The following is a 26559-nucleotide window of genomic DNA, read 5'->3' on the forward strand; positions in this document are numbered from 1 at the left end:
CCTCACGCACCCCGAAAGAGTGGTGTTTCCATGAAATTCCGCAGCATCCGTTCGCGGCTGATTCTGTTTATGCTGCTGGCGACGACCGTCCCGCTGCTGCTCTCCATCACGATCACATACATCCATACCAAGGAAACGATCAAAGAGCAGGCGCTCGAAGAGAATCGAAACCTGATCTACCAGGGAAAGGTCAATTTGACCAACTATCTGAACAGCATCAACCAGGCTTCGCTCACCCTGTACACGGACGCCAACTTCCTGCGCAACCTGCGGAAAATCCCGGACGATTACCGGGCGGTGGCCGAGGTGTACACGTCCTTGCAAAATATTTTGAATACGGTGCACGGCATCGAGCGGATCTACCTGCATGCCACCCAGTCCGGACAGTCCACCTTGGTCACCCCAGCGATCTACCCGAAGCGGGAGTACCGGACCGAGCCCTACATTTCGACCCAAGGGTATGAAAAATATACGACGGCCATCGAGCCGACCCATAAAAGCCATGACTATGGTTTTCCCCCGTCGCCGACCTCCTACTCGGACAAAATGGTCTTCACCTTCCACCGGTCCATCACCAATGTGCCGTCGGAGAAGGTGCTGGCCCTGCTGGCGATTGACGTCAGCCTGGATTCGGTGGCGGATATTACCGAGCAGCTGTTCAACAAGGACAAGGAGCAGCTGCTGGTCGTCGACCAGGGCGGTACCGTCGTCTATTCCGGGCGGGACAGCCAGCTCGGCACCCAGATCACGGACAAAGAACTGCTGGCGCGGATCAAGGGAACGCAGACCGAGGGCTTTTTCGAAAGCGGCGGGGCCATGAACGTCTTCGAGAAGATGCAGACGCCTTATACCGAATGGACGATGATTAAAAGAATTCCGAACAGCACGCTGTATGAGCGCGCGCGACAGCTGACCCAGATCAACGCCGCCATTGCGGTCATCGCCCTGGGAATCATCATCTTTGGCACGCTGTTCATTTCGATCCGGATCACCGAGCCGATCAAGAAGCTGACCAGTTACATGAACCGGATTCAATCCGGCCAGCTCGACGTCGACATATCCTGGAACCGGCAGGACGAGACGGGCATCATGTTCACCCGCTTCAGGCAAATGATGGATACGATCAACAACCTGATCCTGCGGGAATACCGGCTGGAGCTGGCGAACAAGACCAATCAGCTCAAAGCGCTGCAGGCCCAGATCAATCCCCATTTTCTGTACAACACCCTGCAGTCGATCGGAACGCTGGCGCTGCAAAATAACGTTCCGCGGATTTATGCTCTGCTCTCTTCCCTGGCCAAAATTATGCGCTACAGCATGCGAAACAACGATGTGCTGGTGACGCTGAGGGACGAGGCCGATCACGTCCGGCTCTATCTGGAGCTGCAGAAGGAACGCTTCGGAGACCAGCTCGTCTACACGCTGGATCTGGCGCCGGATACGCTGGATAAGCCCATGCCGAAAATGATTCTTCAGCCGCTGATCGAAAATTACTTCAAGCACGGTATGGATCACGAGGGCCGTCAGGGCATGGTTCGCATCGAAAGCCATATGCGGAAAGACGGCGTGCTGCAGATCGTCATTGAAAATAACGGCAGCCGGATCGAACCGGAGAAGCTGGCCACGCTGAAGGAACAGCTGGCTGGCCGGAGAAACGGCGAACTGGAGGACGAATGGGCAGGCGATAACGGAGAAATCGGCGTGCGCAACGTCCTGCTTCGTCTGCAGCTGTATACGCCGCATGACGTCGGCATGCGGATCGAAAACCTTGAGCCGTATGGGGTCCGTATTTCCTTGGAAATCGATACAGAAGATATGCAAGATATGCACACCGGAGAAAATAAAACGGCCGAAGCCCGCACAGGGGCCGGGCCGGGGGAAGTTCATACAGAGGAGAATTGACAGCCATGAAAGTGTTAATTGTAGACGATGAGAAGCATGTCCGGGAGGCTATCAAGCTGCTCGGGGAATGGGAGCGCCATGGCATTACGGACATTCTGGAAGCGGCCGACGGGAAGTCAGCGACGGAGATGATCGAGGAGCACGCTCCCCAGATCGTGATGACGGATATGCGCATGCCACGCATGGACGGCACGCAGCTGATGGAATGGCTGAGCGGAAGCCATTCCGGGATAAAGACGATCGTCATCAGCGGTTATGACGATTTCGATCTGGTCCGCCATGCCATCCGCCACGGCGGGATGGACTACATCCTGAAGCCGGTGGACCCCGCCGCCTTGAACGAGGCGCTCGCCAAAGCCGCGGCGGCCTGCCGGGAGGAGGAGCTGAAGCGGCGGCAGAGCAGCCGCCAGAGCATCGAGATGAACCGGATGCGGCCGCATTATGCCGACAAGCTGCTGTCCGACCTGATCGGCGGGCACGGGCGCCGGGAGGAGATCCTTCAGCAGCTGCGGGAGGAATACGGCCTGCCGGAGCACATCGACCGCTGCGCCGCGGCGGTCATCAGCACGGCGCAGCTGGACGACGAGCTGCTGGAGAAGTTTGCCCGTATGAAGCAGCTGCTCTATTTTACGCTGACGAATATCGGCAACGAGCTGCTGTCGGCCAAACGAAAAGGGTTCGCCTTCCATCATCTGGCGAACCCCGAAGAAATCGTGCTGCTCCTATGGGATGACTCCATGCCGCTGTCCTCCCTGCTGGAGGACATTCACCGAGGCATCGACGCCACCCTGCACCGCAGCGTGCATATCGGCGCCGGGTCCTTCCAGCCGTTCCCGGAGGGCCTCGCCCGCTCCTATCAGGAGGCGCACCGGGCGCTCTGGCAGCGCAGCCTGCAGGACCCCGCCGCCTGGCTCCATACGCTGAGCGCCGCCGGCCCGGCAGCTCCCCGGCCCTTGCGCCTGAGCGCGCATGAGGAGCAGTTCCGCCTTGCAGCGCTCAGCGGCAGCCGCGAGCAGATCAGCGCCGCCGTGGACGGCTGGATGCAGGCCGTCCGGCAGCTCGATCGGGTGACGCCCGAGCAGCTGGTGCAGTGGAACGCGGAGTGGGACTGGATGCTGAAGCAGTGGATGGATCAAGGCGCCGAAGCAGCGGCGCCAAGTCCCGACAAGGACGCCCTGCTGGAGCTGCCCCGCTCCCTTCCGCTCGACAAGCATGGGCGGCTGTCCTATGACCTGTGGACTTCCCAATACGAAGGGCGGCTGACCGCAGCCAGCCGCATTTTGACACAGAAGCACTCGCGGGAGAATCATATCATCCACGACATTGCCGCATACCTGGAAAGCCATTATGCCGAGGATATTTCCCTGCAGGAAATGGCTGCGCGCTTTTTTCTCAGCCGGGAATACATCTCCAGACGCTTCAAGCAGGAATTCCAGGTGAACCTCTCCGACTTTCTCGCCCGGATCCGGATTGAGAAGGCCAAGCTGCTTCTGCACAATCCGCAGCTGCGCATCTCCCAGATTGCCGAAATGGTCGGTTATCAGGACGAGAAATATTTCAGCAAGGTGTTCAAGAAGCAGGAAGGCCGCACGCCGAACGAATTCCGGAAGGACCTCGCGGCTCAGACGCACTGAGCCCGGCGGTCATTAGCGGACGCTCAAGTTGTCCCAGTTCTGCTGGAACTGCTCAAACATTTCCTGCTTCGTGATTTTACCGCCGATGTATCCCTGCATGGCCGCGGCGAATTCGGGCTGCATGCCGAACGGGAACCGGAACCAGTTCCAGGTCAGCGTCTTGCCTTCGTCGGTGTATTTCTGCACTTCCATGCCCAGCTGTCCCAGGTCTTCGTCCGTACCTTTAATGGACTTGAAGGCCGGAATGAATTTGAACTCCTTCGTAATGTACTTCTTCCCGGTATCGGAGGTCACCAGCCAGTTCAGAAACTCCTTGGCCTCCTCCTTGACCGGTGAATCCTTATAGATAACCCAGTTGTTCGGCACCCCGACGTACAGCTTGTCCCCCAGCTGCGGATCGTCATTGATCGGCATCGGCAGGATGCCCAGGTTCAGCTTCGGATTAATGCCGTCAATCTGCACCTGGGTCCAGTTCCCCTGCTGCATCATGGCGGCTTCCCCGCTGGCGAACATCGTGACCTGGGTGTTGTAGTCCGTCGTAAGCGGACCTGGATTGCCATATTTCAGCGTCAGGTCGAACAGGTTCGACCACTGCTTCACGACTTCGTTGTCCGCGAACGTTTCCGTCTTGTCATTCAGATGCTGGATAAAAGCGCCAGGGTCCTTCTGGTCGGCAAAAGCCACGTTGATGTTATGGTTGCCGAGCACGAAGTTTTCCTGATACCCGTTGGCAAACGGGGTAATGCCGGCCGCCTTCAGCTTCTTGCACGCCTCTTCAAGCTCGCTGAGCGTGGTCGGACGCTGTGTGATGCCCGCCTTCTTGAACAAATCCTTGTTATAAATGAAGCCGTACCCTTCCAGGTTCATCGGCTGCCCGTACAGCTTGCCGTCCTTGGTCATCGGCTCTTTGGCGATGTCCTTCACGTCCTTGACCCAAGGCTGATCGGACAAGTCCTCCAAATATTCCTGCCACATGTCCATTTCGGCATAACCACCGATATTGAAAATGTCCGGCTCTTTCGAAGCTGCAAATTTGGACCGGAGCGAGGCGCCGTAGTCGCTGCCCCCGCCGACGGTCTGTATATCCAGCTTGATTCCCGGATGGGACTGTTCATACTCCGCTTTTAGTTTATTTAATGCATCCGCAATTTCCACCTTGAACTGAAAAATATGAATGGTCTTGACCCCGCCGCTGCCACTTCCGTTGCCGCATCCGACCAGCAGGGCGAACGAGGCCAGCAGCACGCCAAGGCGGGCTCCAACGGCATAGGCCTTTTTCTTCATGCCGCATAACCTCCTTTATGGAATATACTTGAGCTGCCGGGACGGGCTGGGGCTGGTTCAGCCCTTCACCGATCCCTGGGCGATGCCCTCGATAATGTACTTCTGCATGGCCAGGAAGAAGATGACGATCGGCGTAATGCCGAGCACCAGCGCGGGCAGGGCCAGATCCCACTGCTTCGTAAACTGGCCGAAGAACGCATAGGTCGCGATCGGGATCGTCTGCCGCGACGGGCTCTGCAGAATGAGCGACGGCATCAGGTAATCGTTCCAGATCCACAGCGCGTTCAGGATGATGACGGTGACGATGATCGGCTGCATCAAGGGCAGAACGATGCGGAAAAAGATACCGTACGTGGAGCAGCCATCGACCCGGCCCGCCTCCTCGATCTCCCGCGGCACCGATTTGACAAATCCGTGGAACAGAAATACGGACAGCGGCGCGCCAAATCCGAGGTAGCAGATGATCAGCCCCGTTCTCGTGTCCATCAAACCGAGCGTACTGACCACCTTAACGAGCGGGATCATGATCGATTGGAACGGAATGACCATCGCGGCTACAAACGCAGCGAACAGCAGCCGGTTGAACACCGTGTCCCTGCGCACCATCCGGTACGCCGCCATCGAGCTGATCAAAGCCAGCAGCACGTTGCTGATAACCGCGATCAGCAGGGAATTGCCGAACACTTTCGGGAAGGCGGTAATTTTCCACGCCTGTGCATAGTTGTTCCATAGAAAGGCATGCGGCCAGCCCGCGGAGTTGGTCAGAATATCGCCGAAGGACTTGACCGAGTTGACGAGCAGAAAATAGAACGGCACCAGGAACACCAGGGCCAGCAGAATCATCAGCAGCTCAAGGATCAGCCGTTTGGCGCGATACCCGTGGCTTGTGCTTGTGCTTGCGCCGGCTCTTGGGCTTGGGCCTCGGTTTGTGCCTGTGTTCGTGCTTGTGTGCATCATACTTCCACCTCCTTGCGCTTCGTGGCGCGCACTTGAAGGATCGAAATCAGGGCCACGACGATAAAGAAGATAATCGCCTTCGCCGAACCCATACCGAAGCGGCTGATGTTAAACGCCTCATTGTAAATGTTCAGCGCGACGGATTCGGTTGACTTGAACGGACCGCCCTTGGTGAGCGACAGATTCAAATCAAAGAGCTTGAACGACCAGGAAATGGCGAGGAACAGACAGACCGTCACGGCCGGCATGACCAGCGGAACGGTGATTTTCCGGAGAACCTGTCCCCTGGATGCACCATCGATTTGAGCGGCCTCAATGAGGCTTTTCGGCACATTGTTCAGCGAGGAAATGTAGATGACCATCAAATAGCCGGCGTTCTGCCAGACAAAGACGATGACGACCGCCCAGAAGGCCGTCGCCTCGGTGCCGAGCCAGGGCAGCTTGAAGAAGGAGAGCCCAGTTGCCGCACCGACGGAAGAAAACCCTTTCACGAAGATGAACTGCCAGATAAATCCGAGCAGCAGCCCCCCGATAACATGAGGTACAAAAAATACGGTCCGCAGCACGTTTCGCGTCCGCAGCGACCGCGTCAGCACATAGGCGAGAATAAAACCGAGCACATTGGTTAGGATGACTCCAAGTACGGTAAATTTGACGGTAAACCAGAACGAATTCAGAAACGCCGGGTCTTCCGTGAAAATGTGGATATAATTGCGGAATCCGACCCAGCCCGCATGCCTCGACACCCCGTTCCAGTCGGTAAACGAATAATACAGTCCTAAAAGAAAGGGAACGACAACAATGACGAGGAAGCACAGGGCCGACGGTCCGACAAAAATGAGCTGCTGCAGCAGCTGAGACGATTTTTTCGAGTTCATGCCCTCACTCCTTACACTTTCATGGTTTTTCATTTAATTACCTATATCGACAAGGATTGAATCTGCATCATTTTGTTCTTTTTGGGACAAATTCGGGTATATTTGTAGGGAAAAGGCCGCTTTGCGGCAAGCCGTAGACATCACTTCAGGAGGCTGGTACGATGCTTAGAAGCAATCCGTATAAATGGTGGAACTGGCTCGCGTTCGTCGCCGCGATGGTGGTCAACGCGCTGGCCAATACTGCTGTGCTCGGGGGAAAAACGACAGGGGAAATATCGGACCAATACCCAACCATGATCACGCCCGAAGGGTATGCTTTTACCATTTGGTCCTTAATTTATGTACTGCTGCTTGGCTTTCTTCTCTATCAAAGCGGACGGGTCACCGAAACCCGGGATTCGGTCCGGTCCATCGGTCCGTGGTTTATCATCTCCTGCGTGCTGAACATCGCGTGGCTGCTCTTGTGGCAGTATGAATATATCGAGCTGTCGCTCGTCGCCATGGTACTGCTGCTGCTCTCGCTGTTTGTCATCTATCGGCGGACACGCAGCATCTATTATCCGACATCCGGAGAGATGTGGCTGATCAAGCTTCCCTTCAGTCTGTATTTCGGCTGGCTTAGCGTAGCCGTCATTCTTAATATCGCGATCGTGCTGAAAAAGAACGGTTGGAACGGCTTCGGATTGAGCGAGCTGGTGTGGGCCGTGGTTTTCCTGCTCGCCGGTGCACTGATCGCCATTCTGGTCAGCTACCCTTATCGGGACAGCATCTATCCGCTGGTCTTCGTATGGGGCTATGTCGCCATAGCCCTGGAGCAGCAGGATCAGGTGGAGCGGGCGTTTATAGCCGCACTCATCCTGGCGATCATTCTGTTCGTCTATGCGATCTATCTTTTCTTCGCCCGGAGCCGGGATCGGGACTGAATGTAACCCCGCAAAGCGCGGCCTCAGCTTCGGCGTATATCCGGTATTTTGCGGGGAGACCCGAAAATCACCCCACAAAGTGGAGACCTCTACTCAGGCGTATATCAGATACTTTGCGGGGAGCCCCGAGATATAAACAACACAAAAAAGCCGGGCTTTGCGAACGGGGCTGCGCCCCGGGCAAAGTCCGGCTTTCTATAGGATATGTAGCTTCCGATCTATTTAACGGCGGCAATCGTCTCGATTTCCACCAAGCCGTCTTTCGGCAAGCGTGCGACCTCAACGGCACTGCGCGCAGGGTAAGGCTCGGTGAAGAAGGAGCTGTAAATCTCGTTGACCGCGGCAAAATCGTTCATGTCTTTCAGGAACACGGTCGTCTTGACCACTTGATCCAGGCTGCTCCCTGCTGCTTCAAGAATCGCCTTCACGTTGTTCAGAGCCAGGCGGGCCTGCTCCTGAACGCCGCTGCCGAACTCACCGGTCGCCGGGTCGAGCCCCAATTGTCCCGATGTGAAAATAAAGTCGCCGACCTGAACGGCCTGGCTGTAAGGTCCGATCGCTCCTGGCGCGGACTCGGTCGAAATCACCTTTTTACTCATGGAAGTCACCCTTTCGTCTTCGTACTATCCTTCTCATTGTAAACAGAGGTTGGCCAAGTTGCAATACGGCACCGCGCTGCTCCAGGCGTGCGGCTGCCTCGATTGCAAGCTGCCCGTCACCCACCTTCTCCAGCTCTGGCTCCAGGGACCGCTCTGCGTATATGAGCAGCGAAAAGACGGTTATTCCAGGCCCGGAACCGTTCCGGTGCGTCCCGGAAGCAGCGCCTTCTGCTCCACTCCGCCGGCGGATGGGGTGATTTCCAGGGTGGCACATTCCTCCGCTTCGCTTACCAGCGGCAAATAGAGCGAAAAACAGCTGCCCCTCCCCACTTTGCTCTCCAGCCGGATAAACCCTCCCAGAAGATGCGCCAGGTCCCGGCTGATCGAGAGCCCGAGGCCCGTCCCGCCGTATTTCCGGCTGATGGAGCCGTCCGCCTGGGCGAACGCTTCAAAGATCCGCCGCTGCTGCGGCGGCGAAATACCGATACCGGTATCTTGAACGTCGAACACGATCCATGAGCCCGCAAGCTTTCCCTCCGGGTTATGCTCCGCACGGATGACGAGGCTCACCTTTCCCTGATGGGTAAACTTGAAAGCATTGGACAGCAAATTCCTCAAAATCTGCTGCACCCGGCTCGGATCGGTCCGGAACGTTTCCGGCAGCGAGGGATCCAGCTTGATGGAGAAGCCGACGTTTTCTTTTTGGGCGACCAGTTCAAAATGCATTTGCAGCAGCTGCGGAATTTCACTGATATTCATCTCTTCACGCATGATTTCCAGCCGACCGGCCTCCACCTTCGACAAGTCCAGAATGTCGTTGATAATGCGCAGAAGCTCATAGCCCGACTGGTGGATAATTTCACCGTACTCGGCCATTTCCTCCTTGGTGCGGCTGTCGTCGTTGTCGCTGATCAGCTCGGCAAAATTGATGATGCTGTTCAAAGGAGTGCGCAGCTCATGGGACATGTTCGCCAGAAACTCCGTTTTGTAGCGCGAGGACCTCGCCAGCTCTTTGGCCCGTTCCTCCAGCACGCGCTTGGCCTGATGCAGCTCTTCGGCCTGGGCCGACAGCAGCACGTTGCTTTGTTTGAGCTGGATGGTGCGGGCTGCTTCAAGCTGAAAATCGCGGAGGATCAATGAAAAGATCAAACTCAGCAAGAGGGTGAGCGGAAGCGTGGCCGGCATGATCGTTTCAAAATAATGAGCGGCAGGAATAACCCCTAAAAAGGCAATATCGATACAATTCAGTACGTTCAAGACCAGAATGGCCAGGAAGCCGCGGGTCACAAGACTGAATCCCTTGCGTCTCATCCACATATTGAGCAGTGCCGCCGCAGCGCCCAAAATGCACAGATTGAACAAACCGGCGACCGAGGCCTCGTTCACGCCGAACGTAAGGCGCGCGAATCCGATGCCGATGCCGATAATGACCAGCGTCATCGGCTCAGCGTAAGTAACCGTCGCAATGATGAGGGGGATGATCCGGAGATCGAAAATCACATTTTCGCTAAGCTTGTATCCGAAAACCATGCTCAGCCATCCGCAAAAGATGATCAACAGCACCGAGCAGGTGTATTTCACATGTTTAGGGGCACGGGCAAGTCCATATTTGTAGACCAGGTTGGCCAAGTAGGCAGCCGCTATGAGCAGGGCCGTGTTACCAAGAAATATTTTGCAAAAATCCATATACTCACTCCTGAAGATGGATATTAGCCGTGCTCTCTTATCATATCATGGCAGATCCATATATCCAGAATTTATATAGATTACCGCGGCAGCCCGCCGAAGCTGGGGGATTCTCGCTGATGTTGCGGCCCATACCGGGTAAATGGGGAACCTTCTTGTGGGTAAGCCGGTCAGACCTTTTGAGGTAAGTCTATGGCGGATGGCGTGCTTGAAGTCATTCAGGTGAGGGCAGGGCGTACTTGGGTTAGGTAGGTGAACACCCGAAAGAAGCGCAGCGCCCCCCGGTTGCCGGAGATTCGCTGCGCCTTTTGTTATTTCCACATGCCGACCGCAGGACGAAGAGGCCTACAACTGACGCGAACGCGTCCAGTCATGGTACTCTTTTTCCGCGGCGTCCTTGGAATGGCCATAGCGCTCCTGAAGCTTGCCGATCAGCTTGTCCTTTTCGCCGCCGATTTTATCCAAATCGTCATCCGTCAGCTCGCCCCACTGCTTTTTGGCTTCGCCTTTCAGTTGATTCCATTTTCCCTTGAATACGTTATGATCCATGAGGATCAGCTCCTCTCGGTATAAGTTGTTGGCCGGCGGAACTATCCGCTCCGCCTGTAGTTCTTTATTACCCGCAGGAACGCGGGCTGAATCCAACGAGCACCAGCAATGCTGCCCCAATCTTCATAGCCATAAACCGGTGCGAAAAAGATTTTAACCAACATATTGATCGCCTATTGCATTAAGTGTATTAAGTGATATAATACACTTAAATCACATAAGTGACCTGAACGTTTGCACTTATGCCGAGAAGGAAAGCTGTGCTTCCAGACCAGCAGAGCTTTTAGGAGGGAAGGCCATGGAAGACCAACAGGTTGGCCCGCTGCGGTTCCACATCGACTTCAGCCAACCTTTATATGAACAAATTCTGGATCAGGTGCGCAGCGCCATTGCCAAAGGAGAGATTGGATTGGGAGACAAGATGCCTTCTGTGCGCGAGCTGGCTCAAGAGCTTCGGGTGAACCCGAACACCGTCATGCGGGCTTATCAGGAGCTTGAACGGGACGGACTTACCGAGAAACGGCGGGGTCAAGGAACCTTCGTCACCTCTTCCCCGGAGCATGTCCGGTCGTTCCGAACAGCGCTCGCGGCCAAATATATCGACAGCTTTATGGATCAAATGGAAAGCCTCGGACTAACCTGGAACGATATCCAGTCCTATATTGAACAAAAATACGACGCGGAGGAAGGAGGATCCATGCGATGACGGCACCGATACTGCGATGTGAACAAGTAAGCAAGGCCTATGGGAAGAAGCAGGCGCTAAACGGGCTGAACATCACCGTTCCCGAAGGGCGGATCACCGGTATTCTGGGCCCGAATGGCTGCGGCAAATCCACGTTATTCCGGATGCTTACCGGCCTCGTCCGGCCAGACCGGGGCACCGTGGAAGTGCTCGGCTCGAAGCCCGGCTGGGAAACCAACCGCCACATCGCCTACCTCCCCGATCGGGCCCGCTGGTATCCGAACCATACGGTGCGGCAGGCGTTCGAATGGGGAGAGTCCTTCCTGCCTCGCTTCTCGATGGAACAGGCCATCCGCCTGGCGGATTATATGGATGTTGAACTGGATGCGAGAATCGGCGGAATGAGCAAGGGCCAGGAAGCCCGCGTTATGCTGATTCTGTGCCTTGCCCGGGAAGTGTCCCTCATTATTCTCGACGAGCCTTTTACCGGCATCGACGTCATGTCACGGGAGGCGATTGTGGCCGGCATCATCGACTACCTCGAGGACAGCGGGCAGTCCGTCCTGATCAGCACACATGATATTCAGGAGGTTGAAGGGTTGTTCGATTACACGGTCATGATGAAGCAGGGTCAGGCGATCTGGTCCGGCGACACCGAAAGCTTGAGGGCGGAATACGGTTCACTGCGCGATGTATTCCGTAAAATGTACGCAAAGGAGTGGCAGCGTTGATGTCATCAGGCACGTTTATGGACCTTGTCCAGCATGAGTTTATGGTGCGGGGCAGCTGGAGAAAACTGAACCGCGTCCGCTTATCCAGAAGCTGGTGTGTCTCTTATATCCTGATTGTTGCTGCAGCGGTGGTCATCGTCACCACTTATCTGGCGGCACGCAACGACCTAGAACTGAGCAGCTTCTGGTATATGACGCTGGCCTTCCCTTACTGGATCTTCTTCCTGGGATACGGCGCTGTAAAAAGAGAATGGTCCAACGATACGTACGGCTGGTGGCTGACGCTCCCGATCCCGAGATTTCGCCTTATTGCCGCCAAATGGCTCGGTAACTGCTTGAAGGTATGGATCGCAATGATCGCCATTTATATCGCCTTATCGGCGTACGTGCTTATTCTGACCTCGGCCATCGATCATTACACCTACGACATGGCCGTCTCCTTTATGATTACGGGCATTAACTGGCTGACCGTCGTCGCCGGCCTGACCCCATTCATCATAGCCGCAGGCATGCTGACCATTAGCGTCATGTACAGCACCGCCAAGCCGCTGACACCGCTGCTCTGGATTCTGTTTATGGGAGGCTTCAGCATCGTATACTCCAACATGAACGAGTATTTGCTGCCTGAAGGCAGGCTGGAAACCGCAGGACCGGCGACGTTCTTTCCCTTTCCATGGGAGCTTCCGGCAATCATCATCGGCAGCTGGGCGGTAGCCTATGGCCTGATCCGGGCGGTGACATACGTCATGGATAAAAAGCTGGATCTGTAGCAAGTTCAAAACGCTTTTCTTCTATAAACTTAACGGGATATTCAACGTGGCCGCCGGAAGCCTTTCGTTCATCCGCACGAGCCGGTACTGCCGGCGGCCCGTCATTTTGCAAACATGCTGCTTCACAAAACTTAAGCCGATGCTTCCGATGCTAGTTTTGCTGCGATGATTTTGCTTTGAGGTTATGCTTCACAAAACTTTTAGGAGGTTGTCCCTATGATCCAAACGACGGCCCGCAACACCGCCGAATCTAATCAGACTTCTTATAACAACGATTATATGCTAGAGGTTTCCCAGCTCCGCAAATCCTATCCGAAGAAACAGGCGCTCCAGGACGTGAGCTTCTCTCTGAAAGCTGGCACTTCGTTTGGCTTCCTTGGACCGAACGGCGCGGGTAAGTCCACCACGATGAAAATTTTGACCGGCATTGTCCAGGCCGACAGCGGCTCCGTCCGGCTGCTCGGCAAGGAGGCGACCAAAAATCCGGACGCCGTATCGAAATATATCGGCTACGTCCCGCAGGAAATTACGCTGTACGATAAGCTGTCCGCTTATGACAATCTGGAGTTTTTCGGTGAGGCTTACGGTGTCCGGGGCAAAATGCTGAAGCAGCGCATCCACGAGGTACTGACCCAGACCGGTCTGCTGGACCGGGCCAAAGAGGAAGTCGGCACGTTCTCGGGAGGCATGAAGCGCCGGATTAACATCGCCGCGCTCCTCCACCGTCCCAAGCTGCTGATTCTCGACGAGCCGACGGTTGGGATCGATCCGCAGTCGCGGAACCACATCTTCGAAATGATCCGCGATCTGAACCGCGAAGGCGTGACGATCATCTACTCCACCCACTACATGGAGGAAGTCGAAGCGCTGTGCGATGAAGTGGCCATTATGGATCAGGGCACGATCAAGGCGATGGGCCCGCTCGGGGAACTGCTGGAGAATTACGGACAGAAGGCCATTTACGTGGAAATTGCAGGAGCCCATCACCTCCCGGAAGACCCGGATGTAACCGAGGTCCGCAAGGAAGGCTCCGGATACGTGCTGGAAACGGAAAATCTGCATGGCGTGATGCAGCGACTGCTTCGCCTCGCTTCCCAGCACAGCTGGGACGTGAAGCAGCTGGAAATCGTCCGTCCCTCGCTGGAGAACGTATTCCTGCGGGTAACCGGTACCGCGCTCCGGGATTAATTCTTTTTCACAAGCGTCCCTCTCACTCATTAAGGTGATAAATCGTTCATCGTATGAAACAAACAAAGAAATGAACAAGCAAAGGAGCAAAACCCATGAGAGCCATGATTATCAAAGAATTGCGGCTGATCCGCAAAGACCGCAAAAGCTTCTTCTTCCTGCTGCTGATGCCGATCCTGTTCATCGCCATGTTCGGTACGATTTTCAACAGTGCCGGAGGTGACAGTTCCTCCGTATCCATCCGCACGATCGACCAGGATCAATCCGCCGCGTCCCAAGCTTTTGTGAAGCAGATGCAGGGGATTATGGACGTGAAGCTGGAATCGGCATCCAGCCTGGACGACCAGGTCGACAGAATGAAGCAGGGCCAGTTCTCGGCCATGCTCGTCATTCCCTCCGGATTCGAAAAAGCCATGAAGGAAGGCAGTCCCGCGGATATCCAGCTGTACCAGGATCCCACCGCACAGACAGAGCTTGCGCCGATTCAGGCGATCCTCAGCAGCATTTCCAGCCAATACCGTGAGCAGAAGCTGACGGATGTCCTGCTGGCCAAGGGAGATTCCAAGGAGCAGGCAGAGCAGGCGCTGGCCTCCCCGATCCAGATTAAAGATGTGGCGACGACGTCCGACCATATCAGCTATATGGACTCCATGGTCCCCAGCATGACCGTTATGTTCGTCTTCTACATTATGATCACGATGGCCCGCCGCTTCTTTGACGAAAAGAAAACCGGCCTTCTGTCCCGCATTCGCAGCACGCGCGTAAAGCCGCTGCAGTACCTGGTCGGGATGTGGGTGCCCTTCATCCTGACGGTTATCGCCCAGTGTGTCGTCCTGTTCGCCTTCGGCCACTTCGTCTATGACGTGAAGCTTGGCGACGTCGCCGCCCTTACCTTGATTGTGCTCAGCCTCAGCATCTGCGGAACCGGCATCGGGCTCGGCTTATCCTTCCTGGTGCCCGGCGAGGGAGCCGCCATGGTCATCACCCAGGTCATTGCCATGGGCGGTGCCATGCTGGGTGGCCTGTGGGTACCGTCTTACCTGCTTCCGCAATCCGTACAGACCGTCGGGCACTTTCTGCCGCAGTACTGGGCGCTGCACTCGCTGCAGAACATTATCGCTCATGGCGCCCATCTCGGCGACGTTGCGGGACCTGCCCTTATTCTCCTGACGTTCGGGGCCGCCGGCCTCCTGGTTGCATTCTTCCGTCTGCCAGGGTTCCTGCGCTCGGCTGCCAACTGATTCCTTATCAACGTTCAAAACGACGAAAAAACCTCCCGTCCGGAAGTCATCCTTCACGGCCGGGAGGTTTTCTTGGTTTCCGATCCTTGGTCATCGCTTATGTATCGTCGCCTGCCGCTTTTCCCAACCTTTGATTTCTCATATAGTCGACAAAAATGCGGGCGTATTCCGGATCCCACTGCGTCCCTCCGCCCTCTTCGAGAATGGACAGCGCCTTGGCGACATCCATGCCTTTACGGTATGGCCGATCCGAAGTCATCGCATCAAAGGCGTCGGCTACGGCGATAATTCTGCCAAGCAGCGGGATATCGTCCCCGGCCAGTCCGTCCGGATACCCTTTCCCGTCGTATCGCTCATGATGGGACCTTACGCCGGGAAGGAGCGGCGCCATGGCATCCTTCGGCTCGATCTGCTTCAGAATCGTCTCACCAAGCACCGGATGGGCCTTGATTTGGTCGAACTCCTCTTCCGTCAGACGCCCTTCCTTCAACAGGACGGTGTCCCGGATGCCGATTTTCCCGATGTCATGCAGCAGCGCCGACTGGCGGATCACGTTGATATCCTCCTCAGTCATCCTGCTGAGCCGCCCGATCAGCTCCGAATATTCGGCCACCCGTAAGGAATGCCCTGCCGTGTAGGCGTCTCTGGCATCGAGCGCAACGGCGAGGGTCACAAAGTAGCTGTCCAGCATCGCCCGGGTCTGGGCTTCACGCGACTGAAGCGCCCGGACCATCATGTTGAACCCGGTGGCCAGCCGGGAAAACTCGTCCGAATACACGTTTTGGACCGTCTTCAGCCGGCCGTCCTTGACATGATTCATGGCGTCGTACAGATGGGAGATCGGCCGCTCCACCTCATGGGTTAACAGCCTGGCGCCCGTATACGTAAAAATGATGTCGACCAGCAGGATCAGCCCCGCCCAGCCCCAGTACCCGGTCATCATTTCCTCGTTTAAATTGCCCAGCCGAATCTGGGCAGCCAGGGTGAACAGCAGGAGCGGCGAGGTACCGATCAGCATGGCGCTGAGCAGAAACTTCGGACGGATGGACAAGACGACATGCCCCTCCGGATTCAGCTCAATGCGGTGCGTTTCCTGGGCGAGCCGATGAAATTCCTCCATCAGCGGCCGGACCGTCGCCGTCGTCAGAAAAAATTCGATCATCGCATGCATGCTGGCTACGAGGAAGGCGCCGGCTGCCGCAGCCGCAACATAAATCGGCGGGAAATGAAGAAGGCCACGGCTCATCTGCCACAGCGTCAAGCCGGCCGCAGGTACGGCGAGCCCGAGGAAATGCGGGACCAGAATCCGGAACACCGCCAGCTGCGGCAGCTTATGTGCCTGACGGTAGGCTGTTTCAATGGTCTGAACCGTACAGGTCCGGCAGAACAAGCCCTGCCGGATCGGCCGAACGTGCCGCGTGAATATCCAGGATTCCACCGCGACCATGACCGCCATGGAGCAAGCAAAGATGATCGCCAGCCGTTTGATCTCCTGCGGAGAAATGCTGATCGTGGTCAGAACGAGAGCGCTGCCCACGATCCATACCGCGAATAGCGATCCGAAAATATAATTCCGTACCAATTTGTTCCGAAAAGCATAATACAGGGCAACCCCCTGCAAACGGGTAGAATCGGTATCCATAAGCCAGCCTTCCTTTTTCATCAATATAGGCCGTTCGGCGCAGCACTATTAAGAATATCGGTTATTTCATCCCAAAATGTGACATGAACCAGCGACAAAAACCAACTTTTATCATAAAATCCCTCCGTATGAAATGGTGCTTTTGCACATTTATACAAGTCTGGTGGGCGATATAATTTCCTATTGCATTTATAAACAATATGTGATATATTATAGGAATATAACTTCATTTAACCCTTTTCGTTCCCCGCAAGAAAGAATAAATCTTCAACCTCGAAGACTTAATTTCCTATTTTGAAATAACCCAATGCGAAGTATGAGATTTAAGATGCTATTTCTGATTCACGCTGGCGCGGTCATCGGAGCCGCAAGGACAAAAGAGAGGCAGGGCTTTTGTTGTTTTGGAAGTCATTATTCTGTTAACGAACTAGAACAAGGAACCAGACTGCAGCCTTGAACGGCTGTCAGGGGTTAAATATATGAGGCGGCCGCAGCGCCGCCAAAGCCAAACCCCCCGGAGAAATGTCCGGGGGGTTATCCATATTTCCCAATGTATTTACGGCCTACTGCCACTTCCTTCTCTCGTCAGGAGGCTTAGCCGGCTTTGCTGTATCCGCGGAGCGACTCCGCATGCTTCATCGATTCAATGAGCGCGATCGGGTTATTGTCCATGCCGCCAGCGTTGACCCGGTATCCCATGTACTGCCCGGGGCCGTCGATTCCCGGCTTGACGGTAAAGACTACTTGAATGCCGAGATTGCGGCAGAGACCCAGCACCTGCTGCGTATAGCCGCCGTAGGGAAAAGCGAGAATATCGCGGCGGTTGCCGATTTCATTCCGGAGGATTTGATCCGCCCGGGTTAAATCACCCTTCACCCGCCGGATATACTCCTGCTCCGTCTCCACATGCCCGGTGGTTTTGTTATGCTCCGGTCCCATCAGCATCGGCTCCAGCCTGTCATGGGTTTTCCCTTCGGGGCGAACATAAGCATAAGCGTGCGAATCAAACGTATGGCTGTAAAAGTCGATACCGCTCCGGTGCATGAGCTTGACCTGGGCCCAGGTCAGCTTCGGCAGTCCGGGATGCTTCGGATTCCCCACCGTCGACACGATCAGAAAATTCGTTGCCGGCACGTGGTACTTCTTCAGGATCGGGAACACATTGGTATAGAACGTCTCATAGCCGTCGTCAAACGTCATCAGCACGGCGTTGTCCGGCACCGGCTGATGCCGGGTGACGAAGTCGGCGTACTGCTCCATCGTAATCCAATGGAATCCGTTTGCCTTCATGGCCTGGAGCTGCTCCTCGAATACAGCGGTATCCAGACTCTTGTCATTGATCGGACGCGGGGAGACATCATGGTACATCAGCGTGATGACTTTGTTTTTATAATACACCGCACCTGGCGTCGGTCTCGTGGAAATAAAGCTGTAAGCCGGAACACCGCCCTCTTCCTTTTTGATGTGAGGCCTTCCGGGATAACGAACCAGATGATACACATAAGGGCCCTGCCTCCAGACGAAAAATGCCGCGAACAGCACAAGCACGGAAAAGGTGCAGTAGAGGATAATTTTTTTTCTCAGCATCACGTTCCAATCCCCTTCGTTCCATAAATTCACTTGCAGAGGGATGCATCCCCCGCTCTATAAACATACTCTGGAAGCAAGGAGTGATGCAAATGCCAAAATACCGGATCATCGTCGACCTGTCGGAACGCACGTTATATTTGCTGGACGGCGATCAGACCGTCAAATCCTATCCCGTAGGCATCGGAAAAATGGTGACGAAAACCCCGACCGGGGAGTTCACGATTGTCAATAAACAGGAAAATCCCGGCGGACCGTTCGGGGTGCTGTGGATGGGCCTTTCCAAGCCCCATTACGGCATTCACGGAACCAATGATCCCGCCTCCATCGGACGGGAAGTCTCCCACGGCTGCATCCGGATGCACAATGAGGATGTGCTGGATTTGTCTTCCTACGTTCCTGTGAATACAAGGGTGACCATCCGGCCGTAATGGCCGTAAGTGCCGTCAGTCTTGATCTGAACCGACCTTGATTCCCTTCTCTTTGCGGTACTGGATCACCAGCTGCCGCCAGAAATCATAACTTCCCGTTTCATCTGCAATATAAGGCTTGTAATAGCGGTAAGCCTCCTTTGCCCAGTCCGGGCAGGGCATGCTTAACAGCGCCTGCTGCTGCTTGATCCATTCCGCCTGCTTCGCAACCGTGTTCTGCAGCTCGCTAAATGCCGCCTTTTCCTCAGGAGTCATATGCGCCCCCTCCTTCCAGGCATCGTATTGGTCCAGGTTATACTGATCAATAATCCGGATTAGCTTATCTGCATACTCCGGGTCCGTGGCATAACCGGCGGCGCCGATCGCGGCGGCGGCCGATCGCCCGTCTGTGCGGAGCGCGCCGGCATACTTGTCACGGTCCCAGGACACGCCGTTTACCAGCAGGCTTGAGTGATCGGCCACCGATTCGGCCCAGCTGTTGTACGCGCGGAAGTCGGCTATCACCCGGCCGGCCACGCCGCGAACGTACTCGGTGGTCTGCAGGCGCATGCTTCCTGCGGTGCCCTGTCCCTTGATGCCGAACAGATTGTTGGCCTTCACCGCCAGCTCGCTCGTGCCCCAGGCGGATTCGAGGGCCGCCTGGGCGATCGTGAGCGATGCCGGCACACCCGACTGCAGCTGGTCGAATTCAGCCAACGGTGCCATGTTGGCGATAAAGTTTTGTTTCTTCATAATCCTCCCTCCCAACCCTCGGGTACATACAATGCTGACCGCTTGCTAACGGCCTGGACGCAGCTGCCGCCCCACGTTTTCAGAGCACCTGAGCCTTGTAAAAATTTCCAAACCGCTCCGGTATGAAGCATTTGCCTAATTCTTCATGGCTTCTTACAATAAGAACATATGTAACGCTTGGAGGGTGGATGTATGAAGCAGGCAAAAGCAGATCATTTTATCATCAATCAGGAGTGGGTTACCCCGGAAATCCGTGCCGTTCAGGCCGGTCCGGAAGATGTCGCAGCCGCGCAGGGACTGCTGTTTCGAACGGCGCAGTGGCTTCAGAGCATAGGCTCCAAGCAGTGGAATCAGCTGCTGACCGGTGAGGATCGGCATCATATCGACGAGGCGGTCCTGCGAGGGGACGTCTTCCTGTTCAAAAAGGAGGAGCGCCTTGCCGCCATCGTCATCCTCCAGCAGCATGCAAGCGAATGGGACCGCAACCTGTGGGGAGAGGAGGGGCACGATACCTCTGTCTATCTGCACCGGCTTGCCATTGAACGCGAATTCGGGGGGACGGGTCTTGGCAGCGCCATTCTGCACTGGGCCTTGACCGGAATAAGGTTCCAGGGCAAAGACCGAATCCGTCTCGACTGCATCGCCAACAACCCCGGCTTGAACCGGTTGTACAGCGGGGCCGGCTTTACGCTGAAGGGCCAGCATGAGAGCGGGTTTAATATTTATGAGAAAATGGTGAGATAGCATTCGCTCCTCAAGCGGATAACCACGCAAAAAGCCTTCCGGCATGCCGGAAGGCTTTTCTCATATCGTATATAAAATGCAGGTTTTACGAGTTGGTTAATGGGACGATACCGAGGCTACGCCAATCTTGTCGATGATACGCTGGCTCTCCGGATTCAATCCCCGGACGGCCACCTTTTTGTCCAGCGCCTCATACTTGGCCAGCACCTTGGACACAGCGTTCACGCCCGACTGATCCCAAACGTGGGAGTGGGAAAAGTCAATCGCAATCTGCTCGGGATCCTCCTGGTAATGGAAGAGATGCACAAAATGGTTCATCGTTCCGAAAAACATCTGTCCTTTGATTTCGTACACCTTTACCCCATGTTCATCGATATGGGTCTGCGCGTGAATACGCGCCATTTTCCAGCCGAAATTCAGGGCACTCAGAATGACTCCGGTCACAACGCCAATCGCCAGGTTGGACGTGGCCACCACGATTACGACGGTCACGACCATGACGATCGTGTCACCCAGCGGCACCTTGTTCATCGTTCGTAAAGAATGCCAGTCGAACGTGCCCACCGACACCATGATCATAACGCCCACCAACGCCGCCATCGGCACCTGCCTGACGACATCGCCGAGCACGAGGATCAGGAACAGCAGAAAGGCGCCGGCAATGAAGGTCGACAGCCGGGAGCGGCCCCCCGACTTCACATTGATGACCGTCTGGCCGATCATGGCGCAGCCTGCCATCCCGCCGAAAAAGCCGGTGAGGATGTTGGCGATGCCCTGCCCCTTGATCTCGCGGTTTTTGTTGCTGCCGGTATCGGTCAGCTCATCCACCAGGTTGGCGGTCAAGAGCGTCTCGGTCATGCCGACGACGGCGAGCGCCAGCGCATAAGGCAAAATCGTCAGGAACATATGAAACGACAAGGGAACCGACGGAACATGAAATGCGGGAAGCGACTGCGTAATGGTACCCATATCGCCTACCGTACGGACATCGGCATGGGTCAGCACCGAAATGATCGTCATGACGATAATGGCGACAAGCGCTGAAGGCACCGCTTTGGTGAGCAGCGGGAACAGATAAATAATCAGCAGCGTTGCGGCCACCATCAAGTACATGATCCAGGTAGCCCCTTCAAAATTCGGCAGCTGCGCCATAAAAATAACGATCGCCAGCGCGTTAACAAAGCCCACGATGACCGATTGCGGGATAAATGTGATGAAGCGCCCGAATTTCAGCGCCCCCATGATCCACTGCAGAATGCCGGTCAGCACTGTCGTCGCAAACAAATACTCGATCCCGTATTTGGCAACGATCGGTCCCATCAAGGATGCCATGGCACCGGTGGCCGCTGAAATCATCCCCGGGCGTCCGCCGAAAAACGAAATGCTGACGGCAATCACAAAGGATGCGTAGAGACCGACCATCGGATCCACACCGGCCATAATGGAGAACGCGATGGCTTCGGGAATAAGCGCAAAGGCAACGGTTAGACCGGACAAAATATCTTTTCTGACATTGCTAAAGAAGCCTTGTTTGATCCAGTTCAAAAACAAGAAATAATCCCTCCTGTGGATATATAAAGTTGTATCTGTAGCGCTGATCGTGCTGCTATCCGTTCATGAAATGTTACAGGGTGTTTCAAGCGGGCTCCCCACTCTCAGGTTCGCCGGGTCCGATGGTTCACTGTTTTTCATTATAGCGTTATAATCGTCTGAACCCAAAACTGCATGTATGCGCTATTTCCCTCTGTATACTAATCCATTCTCCCATTTACTCGTCTATATTTCTTTTTTCAATCCATATGTATATACTGCGGTATCTGCCTTTCTTATGAAATGGCGAAAGCCCCGCCGGAGGGCGGGAGCTTCGTTGCCCAAGGACCGCTTGGGCCCATGGATTAATAAATAAAGGATTTGGTAATGATGACGAGCAGAATAAACAGAACCAGGATGGCTCCCGTTGAGGTAAATGGGTTTCCTACACCACTCATGGTTTCTCCCCCTCTCTCCTGTTTATACTCTATCGTATGCCGCGTAAGGAGAATCGGTTTGGACAAATATCATTCAAGTCCATTTGCCCTATGAAAATGCGCGATGTTCCCGGGGGTAAAGGACCTTGCCGCCACAACTCTATCGAGCTTATCAATGCTGTTCCGTGGAAGGAACGATATAGGAAATACCTATAAGTATAATACGGTTTATATATTTCCATAATGAGCGGGCTGCCGGTACAATGAAGTCAATTCCAACAATCCACGGGTAAAGGAGAATGGTGATGGACAGATCTGTGATCAAGCTTTTTGACGCCAATGCAAAGGACTATGACCGGCAGCGGAGGGGACTGATTCCCTGCTTCGACGACTTTTACGGGATGGCCCTGTCCCTGGTGGAGTGCGGCAATTCTACTCCATGTATTTTGGATCTGGGGGCCGGAACAGGCCTGTTCTCCAGCATGGTACTGCTCAAATACCCTGAGGCACGGCTTACGCTGATGGATTTAAGCGACAGCATGCTGCAGGAGGCCCGCCGGCGGTTTCACGGGGCACCGAATGTAGATTATGTTACCGGGGATTACAGCAGTTATCCGTTTACTCAAACTTACGATGCCGTCGTCTCTTCCCTCTCCATTCATCATCTGTCCCATCCGGAAAAAAGGCAGCTGTTCGCCACGATCCATCGGCTGCTGAATGAAGGTGGCATCTTTGTCAATGCCGATCAGGTGAAGGGCCATACCGATCAGGCAGACGTATATTACCGGAGACGCTGGCTGGAAGAAATCAGGGCAAGCGGTCTGCCGGAAGAAGCCATTCAGGCGTCGATTGAACGCAGAAGCCTGGATATCAACGCTACCGCCGCCGACCAGATGCAGTGGATGGAAGAGGCCGGCTTTGAAGACGTGGACTGTATGTACAAGTATTTGGACTTCGCGGTGTTTTACGGAAAAAAATCAGGGCGGACTTCTTAGTCCCCCTGATTTTCTGTTTAGCGCCGGATCAGTCGGTCAGCCTCTGCCGGAAGCCGTCCATCAGGACGTCCAGCCCGAATTCGAATTCCTCCTGCCATCCGGTATCGGTCGTATGGGAAGCCAGCCGGATCATATTCGGAAACTGCTCGCTTGGCAAACTGCGGAAGAACCGGGCGTACTCCTCGCTGAGCTGAGCCTGTGCTTCCTCGCCGGAACCGGCCATCCCTTTCAGCCGCACCTCCTCGGCCACAAAGCCGAGCACATGGTTCTTCACCATGGATGCCATCCACGGGATGTGACCATCCGCGAATCCAGCCGACGCAAAGATTTGGTACAGTCTTTCAATCTGCAGCAGACGGTGGTATCCCATGGCGATGCCGCCATTGAACAGGTCCACCGCATCACGGTAGCGGTGCAGTACGCGCCGGAATGCATGCCCCCACTGGATCAGCTGTTCCTGCCAAGACAGGTCCGGGTCGGGCCTGTCCATTTCTTCGCTTATTTTATCCCCGATAAGCTGGAGCAGCTGTTCTTTATCCTTCACATGATAATACAGGGAAGCGGTCTTTACCTGGAGCTCATCGGCAATCTTACGCATGCTCAGCTCCTTCAAGCCAAATTCGTTCAACACGCGGAGCGCCGTCCGGACAATCCGGTCACGGTCTAGTGGAATGTGCAGCTCCTCCTGTTCCCCCGTGCCGGAGAAGGGATGCTGGGGCACCGTTCGTTTTCTGGCCATCGAAGAGCCCTCCTTTTCACTTGACAATTATAGCATATGCCATTATTCTAATCCCATTAGATTAATCTAAACCCATTAGATTAATGGGCAGTGGTATTCTGCAACGGAATCAGAACAGCCTAGGCAAAATTTTACGATGTGAAGGGAGTTTTATATGAATCCAATTTATTCGGTAGTCCGGTCCATGAACCGGCACCTGGGCGAAATTTGGGAGGCGATTCTTCAAGAGCATGCGGAGGAACTCAGCAGCATGTTTGCGGAATTCGGCGACCGCGCGTACGGCGTCTATATTCAACAGCTGATGGGTCCGATCTGCGAGGAGGTGCGGAAGTCGGGATACGAGGTCCCCGCCGGATTCCGCTTGTCGGAGTCAGTCGAGAACTGGGGCCCGCCCGAGGAGCGTGAGCGATGCGTATGGTATGTGGTCAGAGACGAAACCGGTAATCCGTGCGGCACGGCAGTGCTGCAAATTTTCCATTCTCACGCCCGGTTTCATCTCCCGCAGCCGCCTCGCTTTTTAGCCCTGGAAGAAACGGAGCAAGAAGCCATTCTCCAAGCACTCTGCACCTCAGGCGTGCGCCTAAGCGGACTGCTCCAGCGTTACCGTCATTCCGCCGGCGACGAGCCGCGGGAATGGGAATACGGGACGGACGCGGGGCTGCTCGAATACGTGCAATCATACCGCGGCCACACGGCGGTGGACTTTAATTATGCGCTGTCCTCGTGGGGGCGCCATGGCTGGGAGCTCGTACAGATCGTGCCGCATCAGGACCGCCTGATCGGTTTTTTCAAGCGTCCCGTTCAGCAAGCCGGCGAAGGGCAATAACAGCAAAAAGCACCCCCGAAGTGCTTGGTTTGAACAAGCACCTGGAGGTGTCAGGCGGTGAGCGATACCCGTTACACCGCGGGCTGCCGCTGCTGCTTTGCCGCATCAATCGTCGCATGGATGATCACGCGCAGCGCCTGCAGCATCATTTCCTGCGGCAGCGAAGGCAGGCCCGGCTTCTGCAGCGCCATTTCCGTGGAGGCCGGAAAATGGACAAATCCCGCCAGCGTGGGCAGCTTCTGCTCACGGATATAATCCAGCACGGCGTACATCGTGTTGTTGCAAATAAACGTGCCGGCCGACTCGGACACGGCAGCCGGAATCCCCTCCGCCTTCAGCCGGTTCACGGCCTCTCGGATCGGCAGCCGCGAGAACAATCCGTCCGGTCCTGCCGGATTAATGGGCAGATCCTGCGGCCTCTCCCCTTTGTTGTCGGCGTATGCCGCTTCCGGCGCCACGTCCTTGACGTTCACCGCGATCCGCTCCGGCGTTACCGCCGTCCGGCCTGCGGCCAGGCCGCAGCAGATTACGGCGTCCGGCTGATAGTCACGCACCACCTCAAGCAGCCTTTCGGCACATTCGTCATAATGGACCGGAAGCAGAACCGTCCGGATCTCGGCCTCCGCAAACGTCTCCTCCCGGATATCCCGCACGAGCTGCTCCGTCGGATTGACCGCATTTCCGCCAAAGGGCTCAAATCCTGATACCAGTATTTTCATGAAGCTTCTCCTCCCGGCAAGTCTTTCTTTCCATCATATCAAACGGGACAGATCGTTCCTACCCGAAATCGCGCCGCCAAGAAGGGCTGCTTCCCCGCGGATTCCGTTCCTTTTTGACCTGCGATGCGTAAGGAATCCAAAGTCTCCGGAGCCTGCATCTCAAAAAAACACCCTGCCCGGCAGCTGACGGCTGCACGGCAGGGTTCCCGTCTACAAATTATATCCGCCACTGTTCGGCTTGGTCGGATTGGAGATAATCCCCAGCGTCGCCAAAATTCCGAGCACCAGGTCTGCGGCCGCCACAAGCTCTTGCCGCTTCATATCCGACAGTTCAAACGCTCCGGTGAGATGACCGATCAGCTGCACCAGCAGAAGCACCTGCGAGACCATACTGATCCAAAGCGCATAGTTGCGAAACCGTTTCTTCTTGAGCATCATATGACCTCCTTTAAGGTCATATATATTCATCCGCCCCGGCAAACTTGTCCGAAACTTTCACGGGATGGACGAGCGATGCCAGCGATTTTAGAGGAGACCTGAGTCCAGAGCCTCCAGAAACGTCTCTTCGGACATCACCCGAATGCCCTCCCGTTCCAGCAGAGCGGTCGTCACCCCGCTGCCGGCCACCTTCTCATTGGCGAAGGAACCGTTATAAATCATGGCGCTTCCGCAGGAGGGGCTGTATTCTTTGAGCACCACCATGGACGCACCGACTTCACGGGCTTTTTCCAGCGTCCGGTGAGCCCCCTGAATATACATGCCGCTGACGTCCCGGCCCGATTTCTCAACAACCCTTGCCCGGCCCTCCAGCACGTCCCTCCCATCCCCGCCTACGATCTCCGCAGGCTCTCTCGGGGTGACGAATCCCCCCAGCAGTTCGGGGCAGACCGTCACTGCCCTGTTCTGCGCCACCATTTGCTGAATGACTTCATTCAGACTGTCGGTTCCATTATAGCGAACCTTCAGTCCGGCCAGACAAGAACTGACCATAATCATACCCGTTCACCTCCTGAACTGTTAATCCGTTTCACGTAAACTATTTATTTGTCCCACGTAAACTATTTATGACTTTAACGAAAGTATACTGCATAAGCGAACTGCTGGGGAGGCCCGGCTTCACGGTGTAGGATTGGGCCGAAAAAACGAGGAA

Annotated in this window: 27 protein-coding genes; 12 read left to right on the forward strand and 15 right to left on the reverse strand. The window is 55.3% G+C overall.

Annotated elements, in window-relative coordinates:
- Window positions 1–30 precede the first annotated feature (30 nt).
- Window positions 31–1902, forward strand: a complete 1872-nt coding sequence (locus tag MKY74_RS00825) for a cache domain-containing sensor histidine kinase (protein ID WP_076172853.1) — start codon at window positions 31–33, stop codon at window positions 1900–1902.
- Between the two features lie 5 nt (window positions 1903–1907).
- Window positions 1908–3536, forward strand: a complete 1629-nt coding sequence (locus tag MKY74_RS00830) for a response regulator (RefSeq protein WP_076172852.1) — start codon at window positions 1908–1910, stop codon at window positions 3534–3536.
- Between the two features lie 12 nt (window positions 3537–3548).
- On the opposite strand, the gene MKY74_RS00835 is transcribed toward MKY74_RS00830, so the two are convergent.
- The 3 genes from MKY74_RS00835 to MKY74_RS00845 form a co-directional block, all read right to left on the reverse strand.
- A complete protein-coding gene (locus MKY74_RS00835; RefSeq protein WP_076172851.1) occupies window positions 3549–4820 on the reverse strand; it encodes an ABC transporter substrate-binding protein in 1272 nt (423 codons plus the stop codon).
- Between the two features lie 57 nt (window positions 4821–4877).
- On the reverse strand, window positions 4878–5663 hold the full coding sequence (locus tag MKY74_RS00840; RefSeq protein WP_076172973.1) for a carbohydrate ABC transporter permease: 786 nt from the start codon (window positions 5661–5663) through the stop codon (window positions 4878–4880).
- Window positions 5664–5773: 110 nt separating this feature from the next.
- On the reverse strand, window positions 5774–6655 hold the full coding sequence (locus MKY74_RS00845; protein ID WP_076172850.1) for a carbohydrate ABC transporter permease: 882 nt from the start codon (window positions 6653–6655) through the stop codon (window positions 5774–5776).
- Window positions 6656–6816: 161 nt separating this feature from the next.
- Here MKY74_RS00845 and MKY74_RS00850 point away from each other — a divergent pair, with 161 nt between their 5' ends.
- A complete protein-coding gene (locus tag MKY74_RS00850) occupies window positions 6817–7578 on the forward strand; it encodes a tryptophan-rich sensory protein (RefSeq protein ID WP_076172849.1) in 762 nt (253 codons plus the stop codon).
- A gap of 218 nt (window positions 7579–7796) precedes the next feature.
- Here MKY74_RS00850 and MKY74_RS00855 read toward each other — a convergent pair whose 3' ends face one another.
- The 3 genes from MKY74_RS00855 to MKY74_RS00865 form a co-directional block, all read right to left on the reverse strand.
- The gene (locus MKY74_RS00855) at window positions 7797–8177 is read right to left on the reverse strand and encodes a RidA family protein (RefSeq protein ID WP_076172848.1); all 381 of its coding nucleotides are present in this window, start codon (window positions 8175–8177) and stop codon (window positions 7797–7799) included.
- A 180-nt stretch (window positions 8178–8357) separates the two neighbouring features.
- Window positions 8358–9863 carry a sensor histidine kinase gene (locus MKY74_RS00860; protein WP_076172847.1) on the reverse strand — a complete coding sequence of 502 codons (1506 nt, stop codon included), beginning with the start codon at window positions 9861–9863 and terminating at the stop codon, window positions 8358–8360.
- Between the two features lie 345 nt (window positions 9864–10208).
- Window positions 10209–10412 carry a CsbD family protein gene (locus MKY74_RS00865; protein ID WP_076172846.1) on the reverse strand — a complete coding sequence of 68 codons (204 nt, stop codon included), beginning with the start codon at window positions 10410–10412 and terminating at the stop codon, window positions 10209–10211.
- Window positions 10413–10710: 298 nt separating this feature from the next.
- On the opposite strand from MKY74_RS00865, the gene MKY74_RS00870 reads away from it, so the two are divergent.
- The 5 genes from MKY74_RS00870 (at window position 10711) to MKY74_RS00890 (ending at window position 15027) form a co-directional block, all read left to right on the forward strand.
- Entirely contained in the window at window positions 10711–11118 is a 408-nt protein-coding gene (locus MKY74_RS00870; RefSeq protein ID WP_076172845.1) for a GntR family transcriptional regulator, read from the forward strand.
- Window positions 11115–11828 (forward strand): ABC transporter ATP-binding protein, encoded by a 714-nt coding sequence (locus MKY74_RS00875; RefSeq protein ID WP_076172844.1) that lies wholly within the window; start codon window positions 11115–11117, stop codon window positions 11826–11828. Before MKY74_RS00870 ends, MKY74_RS00875 begins: the two co-directional genes overlap by 4 nt.
- Window positions 11828–12598: an ABC transporter permease subunit gene (locus MKY74_RS00880; RefSeq protein ID WP_084203988.1), complete on the forward strand. Its 771-nt coding sequence runs from the start codon at window positions 11828–11830 to the stop codon at window positions 12596–12598. Before MKY74_RS00875 ends, MKY74_RS00880 begins: the two co-directional genes overlap by 1 nt.
- 216 nt (window positions 12599–12814) lie before the next feature.
- A complete protein-coding gene (locus MKY74_RS00885; protein WP_244169326.1) occupies window positions 12815–13786 on the forward strand; it encodes an ABC transporter ATP-binding protein in 972 nt (323 codons plus the stop codon).
- Between the two features lie 95 nt (window positions 13787–13881).
- Entirely contained in the window at window positions 13882–15027 is a 1146-nt protein-coding gene (locus MKY74_RS00890; protein ID WP_076172842.1) for an ABC transporter permease, read from the forward strand.
- A gap of 97 nt (window positions 15028–15124) precedes the next feature.
- On the opposite strand, the gene MKY74_RS00895 is transcribed toward MKY74_RS00890, so the two are convergent.
- On the reverse strand, window positions 15125–16669 hold the full coding sequence (locus tag MKY74_RS00895; protein ID WP_076172841.1) for an HD-GYP domain-containing protein: 1545 nt from the start codon (window positions 16667–16669) through the stop codon (window positions 15125–15127).
- 594 nt (window positions 16670–17263) lie between these two features.
- Complete coding sequence (locus tag MKY74_RS00900; protein ID WP_076172840.1) at window positions 17264–18256, reverse strand: polysaccharide deacetylase family protein; 993 nt, start codon at window positions 18254–18256, stop codon at window positions 17264–17266.
- Between the two features lie 92 nt (window positions 18257–18348).
- On the opposite strand from MKY74_RS00900, the gene MKY74_RS00905 reads away from it, so the two are divergent.
- Window positions 18349–18687 carry a L,D-transpeptidase gene (locus MKY74_RS00905; protein ID WP_076172839.1) on the forward strand — a complete coding sequence of 113 codons (339 nt, stop codon included), beginning with the start codon at window positions 18349–18351 and terminating at the stop codon, window positions 18685–18687.
- Between the two features lie 15 nt (window positions 18688–18702).
- Here MKY74_RS00905 and MKY74_RS00910 read toward each other — a convergent pair whose 3' ends face one another.
- The gene (locus MKY74_RS00910) at window positions 18703–19419 is read right to left on the reverse strand and encodes a glycoside hydrolase family 73 protein (RefSeq protein WP_076172838.1); all 717 of its coding nucleotides are present in this window, start codon (window positions 19417–19419) and stop codon (window positions 18703–18705) included.
- Between the two features lie 192 nt (window positions 19420–19611).
- Between MKY74_RS00910 and MKY74_RS00915 the strand changes: the two genes are divergently transcribed.
- The gene (locus MKY74_RS00915; RefSeq protein WP_076172837.1) at window positions 19612–20163 is read left to right on the forward strand and encodes a GNAT family N-acetyltransferase; all 552 of its coding nucleotides are present in this window, start codon (window positions 19612–19614) and stop codon (window positions 20161–20163) included.
- A gap of 96 nt (window positions 20164–20259) precedes the next feature.
- On the opposite strand, the gene MKY74_RS00920 is transcribed toward MKY74_RS00915, so the two are convergent.
- Both MKY74_RS00920 and MKY74_RS00925 read right to left on the reverse strand, forming a co-directional pair.
- Window positions 20260–21714 carry a SulP family inorganic anion transporter gene (locus MKY74_RS00920; RefSeq protein WP_084203987.1) on the reverse strand — a complete coding sequence of 485 codons (1455 nt, stop codon included), beginning with the start codon at window positions 21712–21714 and terminating at the stop codon, window positions 20260–20262.
- Window positions 21715–22058: 344 nt separating this feature from the next.
- Complete coding sequence (locus MKY74_RS00925; RefSeq protein WP_084203986.1) at window positions 22059–22151, reverse strand: sporulation protein YjcZ; 93 nt, start codon at window positions 22149–22151, stop codon at window positions 22059–22061.
- A gap of 284 nt (window positions 22152–22435) precedes the next feature.
- On the opposite strand from MKY74_RS00925, the gene MKY74_RS00930 reads away from it, so the two are divergent.
- Window positions 22436–23125, forward strand: coding sequence for a class I SAM-dependent methyltransferase (locus MKY74_RS00930; protein ID WP_076172836.1), 690 nt, complete (start codon window positions 22436–22438; stop codon window positions 23123–23125).
- 28 nt (window positions 23126–23153) lie between these two features.
- Here the strand turns inward: MKY74_RS00930 and MKY74_RS00935 are convergent, their stop codons facing one another.
- The gene (locus MKY74_RS00935) at window positions 23154–23864 is read right to left on the reverse strand and encodes a TetR/AcrR family transcriptional regulator (RefSeq protein ID WP_076172835.1); all 711 of its coding nucleotides are present in this window, start codon (window positions 23862–23864) and stop codon (window positions 23154–23156) included.
- Window positions 23865–24018: 154 nt separating this feature from the next.
- Between MKY74_RS00935 and MKY74_RS00940 the strand changes: the two genes are divergently transcribed.
- A complete protein-coding gene (locus tag MKY74_RS00940) occupies window positions 24019–24690 on the forward strand; it encodes a DUF6022 family protein (RefSeq protein ID WP_076172834.1) in 672 nt (223 codons plus the stop codon).
- A 71-nt stretch (window positions 24691–24761) separates the two neighbouring features.
- Here the strand turns inward: MKY74_RS00940 and MKY74_RS00945 are convergent, their stop codons facing one another.
- The 3 genes from MKY74_RS00945 to MKY74_RS00955 form a co-directional block, all read right to left on the reverse strand.
- Entirely contained in the window at window positions 24762–25409 is a 648-nt protein-coding gene (locus MKY74_RS00945) for a pyroglutamyl-peptidase I (protein ID WP_076172833.1), read from the reverse strand.
- A 210-nt stretch (window positions 25410–25619) separates the two neighbouring features.
- A complete protein-coding gene (locus MKY74_RS00950; protein WP_094599702.1) occupies window positions 25620–25847 on the reverse strand; it encodes a phage holin in 228 nt (75 codons plus the stop codon).
- An 87-nt stretch (window positions 25848–25934) separates the two neighbouring features.
- Window positions 25935–26405, reverse strand: a complete 471-nt coding sequence (locus MKY74_RS00955; RefSeq protein WP_076172831.1) for a DUF523 domain-containing protein — start codon at window positions 26403–26405, stop codon at window positions 25935–25937.
- Window positions 26406–26559: the final 154 nt, after the last annotated feature.

The sequence above is a fragment of the Paenibacillus sp. FSL R5-0378 genome (assembly GCF_038009285.1).
In the GTDB taxonomy this organism is placed as follows: Bacteria; Bacillota; Bacilli; order Paenibacillales; family Paenibacillaceae; genus Paenibacillus_AQ; species Paenibacillus_AQ favisporus.

What these genes read in the sequence shown, in the direction of transcription:
- MKY74_RS00825 (WP_076172853.1), top strand. Translation starts at nt 31, where the DNA reads ATGAAATTCCGCAGCATCCGTTCGCGGCTGATTCTGTTTATGCTGCTG.
- MKY74_RS00830 (WP_076172852.1), top strand. Translation starts at nt 1,908, where the DNA reads ATGAAAGTGTTAATTGTAGACGATGAGAAGCATGTCCGGGAGGCTATC.
- MKY74_RS00835 (WP_076172851.1), bottom strand. Translation starts at nt 4,820, where the DNA reads ATGAAGAAAAAGGCCTATGCCGTTGGAGCCCGCCTTGGCGTGCTGCTG.
- MKY74_RS00840 (WP_076172973.1), bottom strand. Translation starts at nt 5,663, where the DNA reads ATGATTCTGCTGGCCCTGGTGTTCCTGGTGCCGTTCTATTTTCTGCTC.
- MKY74_RS00845 (WP_076172850.1), bottom strand. Translation starts at nt 6,655, where the DNA reads ATGAACTCGAAAAAATCGTCTCAGCTGCTGCAGCAGCTCATTTTTGTC.
- MKY74_RS00850 (WP_076172849.1), top strand. Translation starts at nt 6,817, where the DNA reads ATGCTTAGAAGCAATCCGTATAAATGGTGGAACTGGCTCGCGTTCGTC.
- MKY74_RS00855 (WP_076172848.1), bottom strand. Translation starts at nt 8,177, where the DNA reads ATGAGTAAAAAGGTGATTTCGACCGAGTCCGCGCCAGGAGCGATCGGA.
- MKY74_RS00860 (WP_076172847.1), bottom strand. Translation starts at nt 9,863, where the DNA reads ATGGATTTTTGCAAAATATTTCTTGGTAACACGGCCCTGCTCATAGCG.
- MKY74_RS00865 (WP_076172846.1), bottom strand. Translation starts at nt 10,412, where the DNA reads ATGGATCATAACGTATTCAAGGGAAAATGGAATCAACTGAAAGGCGAA.
- MKY74_RS00870 (WP_076172845.1), top strand. Translation starts at nt 10,711, where the DNA reads ATGGAAGACCAACAGGTTGGCCCGCTGCGGTTCCACATCGACTTCAGC.
- MKY74_RS00875 (WP_076172844.1), top strand. Translation starts at nt 11,115, where the DNA reads ATGACGGCACCGATACTGCGATGTGAACAAGTAAGCAAGGCCTATGGG.
- MKY74_RS00880 (WP_084203988.1), top strand. Translation starts at nt 11,828, where the DNA reads ATGTCATCAGGCACGTTTATGGACCTTGTCCAGCATGAGTTTATGGTG.
- MKY74_RS00885 (WP_244169326.1), top strand. Translation starts at nt 12,815, where the DNA reads ATGATCCAAACGACGGCCCGCAACACCGCCGAATCTAATCAGACTTCT.
- MKY74_RS00890 (WP_076172842.1), top strand. Translation starts at nt 13,882, where the DNA reads ATGAGAGCCATGATTATCAAAGAATTGCGGCTGATCCGCAAAGACCGC.
- MKY74_RS00895 (WP_076172841.1), bottom strand. Translation starts at nt 16,669, where the DNA reads ATGGATACCGATTCTACCCGTTTGCAGGGGGTTGCCCTGTATTATGCT.
- MKY74_RS00900 (WP_076172840.1), bottom strand. Translation starts at nt 18,256, where the DNA reads ATGCTGAGAAAAAAAATTATCCTCTACTGCACCTTTTCCGTGCTTGTG.
- MKY74_RS00905 (WP_076172839.1), top strand. Translation starts at nt 18,349, where the DNA reads ATGCCAAAATACCGGATCATCGTCGACCTGTCGGAACGCACGTTATAT.
- MKY74_RS00910 (WP_076172838.1), bottom strand. Translation starts at nt 19,419, where the DNA reads ATGAAGAAACAAAACTTTATCGCCAACATGGCACCGTTGGCTGAATTC.
- MKY74_RS00915 (WP_076172837.1), top strand. Translation starts at nt 19,612, where the DNA reads ATGAAGCAGGCAAAAGCAGATCATTTTATCATCAATCAGGAGTGGGTT.
- MKY74_RS00925 (WP_084203986.1), bottom strand. Translation starts at nt 22,151, where the DNA reads ATGAGTGGTGTAGGAAACCCATTTACCTCAACGGGAGCCATCCTGGTT.
- MKY74_RS00930 (WP_076172836.1), top strand. Translation starts at nt 22,436, where the DNA reads ATGGACAGATCTGTGATCAAGCTTTTTGACGCCAATGCAAAGGACTAT.
- MKY74_RS00935 (WP_076172835.1), bottom strand. Translation starts at nt 23,864, where the DNA reads ATGGCCAGAAAACGAACGGTGCCCCAGCATCCCTTCTCCGGCACGGGG.
- MKY74_RS00940 (WP_076172834.1), top strand. Translation starts at nt 24,019, where the DNA reads ATGAATCCAATTTATTCGGTAGTCCGGTCCATGAACCGGCACCTGGGC.
- MKY74_RS00945 (WP_076172833.1), bottom strand. Translation starts at nt 25,409, where the DNA reads ATGAAAATACTGGTATCAGGATTTGAGCCCTTTGGCGGAAATGCGGTC.
- MKY74_RS00950 (WP_094599702.1), bottom strand. Translation starts at nt 25,847, where the DNA reads ATGATGCTCAAGAAGAAACGGTTTCGCAACTATGCGCTTTGGATCAGT.
- MKY74_RS00955 (WP_076172831.1), bottom strand. Translation starts at nt 26,405, where the DNA reads ATGATTATGGTCAGTTCTTGTCTGGCCGGACTGAAGGTTCGCTATAAT.